The sequence below is a fragment of the Pseudomonas sp. R62 genome (genome assembly GCF_000257605.1).
Lineage (GTDB): Bacteria > Pseudomonadota > Gammaproteobacteria > Pseudomonadales > Pseudomonadaceae > Aquipseudomonas > Aquipseudomonas atacamensis.
On sequence record NZ_AHZM01000977.1, the window covers coordinates 1 to 545 of the forward strand.

Genomic DNA, 545 nt, shown 5'->3' on the forward strand with positions numbered 1-545 from the left:
TCCCAGACTCACGGTGATCTCGATCAACTGGCCATCGGCAAAGTATTCCTCCGACTGCGTCGCCTGGCGCAAACGCTCGCCGACCATCGCCGCCGCCTCGCGACCGGTGTTGGACAGCAGGATCAGAAACTCTTCGCCGCCATAACGGAACACCATGTCGACGTTGCGCAGTTGCGCCTTGATCGACGCGGCAATTGCTCTGAGCACCTCATCACCGGCGCCATGCCCGTGGTCATCGTTGACCCGTTTGAAGTGGTCGATGTCGAGCATCAGCACCGATAGCGGCTGCGCATGGCGGCGCGACATGTCGATCTCGCGCTGCAAGGTCTGCTCCATGGCCACCCGGTTGCCGGCACCGGTCAACGGGTCGCGCAAGGCACTTTGCGTTGCGGCGCGATAGAGCAGGGCGTTGCGCATCGGGTATAGCAGGCAGGACAGCAGCGACTCGAGGTCGCCCTGTTCCTTGTCGTTGAAGCGTTGATTACGGCGGAAGACCAACTCGCCCATGTGCTCGCCTTCGTGGCTGAGGGTGTAGCTGAGCGAGT

General features: G+C 62.2%; 1 protein-coding gene. It reads right to left on the reverse strand.

Annotated elements, in window-relative coordinates; all coding sequences use genetic code 11:
• The coding region (locus tag OQK_RS01430; protein ID WP_016770780.1) for a GGDEF domain-containing protein at positions 1-545 on the reverse strand (545 nt) is incomplete at both ends.